A 5,550-nucleotide genomic window follows, 5' to 3' on the forward strand; every position below is an offset into this window, starting at 1 on the left:
CTGAAGTCATTTTTTCAGCACCCCGAACTGGCTTATATCTCCGACTAATGTTCGGCTACTTTATTTCGGATTAGTAACTTCTATCCCTCGTCCGCTCAAATCATGGAACAAAGTTCTTTTAACTTGGCTTGCCAAAGCTCTGGTCGGCGCAATATACAAAACTTTTCCTGTAGATCGATGATTCCCAATAGCCTGGATAATCACCATTTCTGCAAGCAATGTTTTCCCCGAACTGGTGGGCATTTCCAGAACAATTCCCAGTTTCGTTGGATCAAAAAGCGCTTGCTTTATCGCCTCTTGTTGCGCCGGAAGAAGACTAAATATCGACTTCGAGGTTCCTCGAGACAAAGCCCTTATGAACTCATCTAACTCTTCCGACGTCCCACCAATGTGCCGCCAAATAGAATTGGAGAATATTTTCCAATTTATTATTCCGGCCAACCGTACAAGATTAGGGACATCCAGATCACCAGACTCATAAGAAAACTCCTCAGCTTTTATTAAAAGCTGAGAGAGTTCAGGCTCAAAGTCTTTGCCACTCCCTCTATCCTCATAAACATATCCTGACTCTAAATAAGAAGCTGTCTCCAGTGTTGCTTGTGCAATATGATAAAGCGCCATCAGTGACAGGGCCTTCTTTCGGCCCACTTTCTCCAACCACTTCGGTTCTAATTCAGATTGTTTCCTAGACAATTCATTTATTTTTTCCTTTGAATACTCAATATCTGATAGACTAGACTGTTTAACTAACGATAAAAGAGCCACCGATATCTTGGTGATCGTATTGACTTCCCAGGATTCATTGTTATCTATATCAAACTGAGTTAAATCGAATCTAGAAATTATCTGAGATGACGAATTAGGCTTCTCTGCTGCAAGGGAAACGGCCGAGAAGAACAAGATATCGGTAATTTCTGGGTGCTCCAGAGAAGGAATATCTAACAGCGCACCATATGCTTCTAACGCTAAAGCCCACTCGTTTTTTTCACCATCATCATTTTCGTAACGTTCCCGCCGAAGAAAACCTTCAAGCCCATCTCCACCCATAGCCTCTTCAAATGCAGCGTATGCCGCGATTTCTAGATTTCGGAGTGGTTCTACTTGAAGGCGTTCTCCCGGATTAACTCTAGATGATATTGCATCAGCTGTCGTCGTTGACAACGACTTCCAAAATGGCTCCCCAGTATAGAATTGACTAAGAACTATATCAGTCATTTGACTTTGCCTTGTCAAAGAGGGCTTGACCAAAACTGACCAGATCGATGCCTACCGAAGCTGATGAAGCTTTTGCACTCAGTATTTCAGTAGCTTCTATATGCCTCGACAAGCAATCAATATCGGTAAGCTTAGAGGCTACCTCACCCCGCACTACAACAGGAGCAATGATCAACCTTAATGATTCATCTTTACCAATTTGCTCTAGCATACGAAGCAATATATTCTTAATCTGGCTATCTTCAATAAGGGCGATAATTGATACTAGAGCCCTTGATAACTTTCCGAAATCTTGAGGGGCTTCCTTACATTCACCAATAAGTTCTTGAATCACCTGAGGAGGGGATTTTTCCTCGTCTGAACCCTTAACCTGAATGACGACAAATGCCCAGCACGAATCAGAGACCTCTATCAACCCCCAGCCATCAAAACCTAACACGGGCTGATTCGGATTCCCTTTCACAACCTGAGACGCAGCAGGATAAGTAAGACCATAGCTATCACTTAGCGCTTTTCTTGCTACCAACTCTGCTGCTTCCGATCTATAATTTCGAAGATTTTCAGGCTTACCCTCTTCTTGGCTAGGATCAGGCATCCCCGTTCGGATAGCCTTCTTGATCGCATCGAGGTCAAAAGATTCAGCCACTGCTGATTCCGCTTCTATTGGTTGCTTTACAAGGTATTCCCCGTAAAGATTTCTAGCAACGGCAACCATATGAGATAAGAACGCATCGTTCTCCACATCAAGATTGCACTGATAAGACAATACCGAAAATTCATGGCCATTATCTTCGACGATTTCAATGCTGTCAGGATTCAACCGAATTTCCTTTTTCTTTTGCCTCACAAGACGACTGGCGAATTAAGCCTAGCTAAGAATAGAATGCCCCGCGAGCTTTGAAACGGTGGCGGCGGAGCCAGAAATTCTTGTATGCAGCTATTTGTTAAGAAATCTGTCCATGCAGTAATAGCTCTATTTCTTGTCAGAAATGGCTGAGATGCCTTTTATCGTGAACCAGTTCTTCGAAGAGAGTAACGGAGAGAAAAATCTGTTGGTAGTAGCGCCGACCCTCGAACAAGAGTTCATTAGCTGATTCATCGCAGTATCAATTCCTGAATCTAGATAGGCTGTCGATGCCGAACCTTCGGTGAGGCAAGGCACAGCTGGATGACCAATCTCGTCAAGATAATCGTAAAAGGTGTCCTTGGCGACAGCCATCCCATAAATTCTCCAGGCATATTTCTTTCCAAGATAGTGTCCATGCGTCGCACTATGAAAAACACGCTGGTCAGACTTTGTTGTTTCTACATGACGAAGTTGCTCCCCAAGAATGCGAGCTACCCTGTGGCTCACCACAGGGTTTACCTCATCCGCTTTCGCGGAAGCTGAAACGTCAACGATGTTTGCTCCATTCTCAATTTCGAACCCAATATTGTACCGCTCTCCTTCTTCGAAAATTGGCTCTCTATTTCCAATGAATTGGTAAACGGTGGATGTGGTTTCTGGTGTGAATTGGTGCAAAAACTTACCTGTCGCGGGATCAGGGCTAATTCTATAGTTGCTAACTATCAGAACAGGAGTTGTTTGCAGGTTCCTGGATCTCATAATCCCCCCCTATCTGATGCCGTTTAACAGACGCTACACCGCGTTACGCACCACTGTAATGTGTAGCCACACTAGGCAAACCAGCCCCACAGCCCGCTTACAAGAGCGCCTTTAGTCCTCACAAGAACAGCCTAACCCATAGGATTTTAGGGGTCTATGCGATGGTTTGAATTCCTGTGCTCAAGAAGACTAAATCAATCAAAACGGTCTTGGCCGCTCAAGCCTGGAATATGGGCTTGGCGTCGAGGTGTGCTGCCACAGCATCGGCCAACCGATCCAACCCAGTCAATCGATGCTGCTGGTAATCCGATTCTACCTGTTGGTCTGTCAATCCGACCCACGACAGCAAAATGTCGCAAGCCTGCGCCTCATCAAGCACGCCGTGTATGTAGCAGCCAGCTACGGCCTGGTCCCGGCTAACCGCCCCATCCAGTGACACCACGCGCCGGTTTGGAGCCGCGAAGCGGCGGAAGTTCGATCGCTGTGCAGCCGATAGTTAGGCATTCTCGAACGCTTAGAAAATACCACCTTTGAGTAACTCCCTGACCAAAGCTTTTATTGATTCTAAGGATACAAACCTGAATGATCCTTTTACCCAAGAAATGTACTTTGGCCCGGACTCAACCACATCACCTGAAATATAAGACTTAATCACCTCATATAGCTCATGGAATCCATGTATTAGATCGGCGCTATCTAGCCTTGCAACCGATATATCAGTGAATCCATCAGATGAGGTTCTGCAAAATACGACGCATGGCGTCTTTGCCTGTTCATCCACGCCGAGAGCAGTCATAAGTGTTTCGTTAAACTTCTTGAGGAGCCTGTCGCTCCCAGAGTGCAAGAAAAATACGCTCAGATCATTTCCAGAAAGCCTATCGAGCTGAGTGAAGACACCCTGATCTTTTAGCACTTGCTTGAATTCGCGATCCTGAAAATCATAGAACACAAAGGCCAAAGCTTTGGCTCTACCTGACTTAATGTGATCTGCCGCTATTTCATGGAAACGCTCGAGAAAGGAATCCACGCTGTGTCCTATGCCCTTGCCCGAGCCCTGCTCAAAGATTGGTATCACTCTATTATCCTCATAACTGGCCCGTGCCCTACTGCCTAGCGCCAGTGGTAATGGGCACCAACGGAGCGCAACGTAGTTGGCGTCCCCTTGACCACTTGGTTAGCAGTACATTACTCCGCCATAACCTTTTCCCACATGTAAGCACAGTAGCCGCAGACGTTACCGTCTGATAGCTCATCTGGATGAATATTGCACCCGCACCTTGCACACTCATGAGTTGCAGAACCGCAACATGAAACACAAATACCCTCATGGACAATGTAGGTCCCAAAGCCGCATAAAGGACAGTCCACAACAGGGGTATCGCCACCATCTTTATGAGCAGAATACGCCTCGTCGGCGTAAAATTCGTTAACCGCTTCATTTACTACGTCATCATAGTGAACCTCAGTTCCACAAGTTCGACATTTGAATGTTGCCTCCGCTGCCTCTCCTGTATCATCGGTTTCCAGCAAACCTGAACCACATTCGCTACAGTGATACTCTTGCAGTGCGTGAAGAATGTCATCGGTATAATAACTAAGCTCCTCCAGCGTTAAATCACACTCCTGTTTCTCCTTTGCGTAAACTTCGTTCACGTCCACAAGAATTTTCCAGTATTCCTCACCGAGCAGAGATTTAGGATCTTCACTAAGCTCAGCTACAATAAAGTCTCGAATAATAATAAAAGAGTCAGAGATTAGCTGCTTCACAGAATCACTATTCAATGTACTGTAGTAATGTTCTATATCATTTCTGTATTTATTAATTCTATCTAATCGCTTCCAGTCAACAGATATATTCAAAGACTCAAAACGATCTTTAATATTTTGCACATCTACAGTTTTTTTGCCCTTTCCTATCCAATTGACTACTCCTGTTCCATTAAGCTCTGGTAAAACTCTCTGTTTAATAAGAGCTTCATCCGTACCTTGGGGACTTAGCTCGCAAAGCTTGTGTTTAAACAAAAGCAAGATGCCTGCGAAGATATTCCTAGTAGACGAAATTATCCTTCTCTCATCAGGCGATTCAAAATCTTCCAAGCCAACTGCGATGGAATCTAGTGCATTTTTTAGGATACTCATAACTTTACCTTGTACTGACAACGCTTAGCTTTGCGGCGTGCGCGGATCGCAGCGCAGGCGCATCCGACAACAACCACTGGTTATGTATCCAAAAGGTAGTCGTATTGAGCTGGCAACAATGCGAATTCACCCCAACTCAACCCTTCAATGCAAAGACCGATTCCATTCGTCCCAACTTTCCCCCACATAAGAACATATCGTTCCTGGGTCTTGTCATTAATACCTTTACTACTGGAAATCCCGTGCTCCTCCTTGAAGTAGAAGTCTCTCACACTGGGTGCGCTAGCTAACTCAGTCATTCGAATATTGTGAGAGGAGGGGTCATTGACGGGAGTGTAAGATCTAATGATTTTTCCAAAGTACAGTCGAGGAGTGTTATCTTTCTGGGTAACCTCCCGAACATCTTTCAGCAAATCGATTAGCCTGACGGCATTTTGTCGACCTGGCAGGAAATAATGTTTGTATAGACTTTCGTCAAAGTTTCTGCATATTCCAGCAACTGTGGTGATCTTACTAGGAGTCTGCGCGGTAGAAACCGCATTCTGGCATAATAACGCGAAATTCTTCTCTTGCAGGAAGCCCGATGGGAA

6 protein-coding genes are annotated in these 5,550 nt (G+C 45.0%); all 6 read right to left on the bottom strand.

Translation table 11 applies throughout. From position 1 onward, the window contains the following. Positions 1-60: 60 nt before the first annotated feature. The gene (locus tag AC1RQI_RS16080; RefSeq protein ID WP_481905626.1) at positions 61-1,215 is read right to left on the bottom strand and encodes a DEAD/DEAH box helicase; all 1,155 of its coding nucleotides are present in this window, start codon (positions 1,213-1,215) and stop codon (positions 61-63) included. Next, positions 1,208-2,035, bottom strand: a complete 828-nt coding sequence (locus AC1RQI_RS16085; protein ID WP_481905627.1) for a hypothetical protein — start codon at positions 2,033-2,035, stop codon at positions 1,208-1,210. Before AC1RQI_RS16085 ends, AC1RQI_RS16080 begins: the two co-directional genes overlap by 8 nt. A 153-nt stretch (positions 2,036-2,188) precedes the next feature. Beyond that, positions 2,189-2,821 (bottom strand): hypothetical protein, encoded by a 633-nt coding sequence (locus tag AC1RQI_RS16090; RefSeq protein WP_481905628.1) that lies wholly within the window; start codon positions 2,819-2,821, stop codon positions 2,189-2,191. Positions 2,822-3,335: 514 nt separating this feature from the next. Continuing rightward, positions 3,336-3,896 (bottom strand): hypothetical protein, encoded by a 561-nt coding sequence (locus tag AC1RQI_RS16095; protein WP_481905629.1) that lies wholly within the window; start codon positions 3,894-3,896, stop codon positions 3,336-3,338. A gap of 110 nt (positions 3,897-4,006) precedes the next feature. After that, complete coding sequence (locus AC1RQI_RS16100; protein WP_481905630.1) at positions 4,007-4,960, bottom strand: hypothetical protein; 954 nt, start codon at positions 4,958-4,960, stop codon at positions 4,007-4,009. Between the two features lie 80 nt (positions 4,961-5,040). Continuing rightward, positions 5,041-5,550 (bottom strand): hypothetical protein (locus AC1RQI_RS16105; protein WP_481905631.1); only part of this gene is annotated, 510 nt, incomplete at its 5' end.

It is taken from the genome of Salicola sp. AFF1, assembly GCF_056783195.1.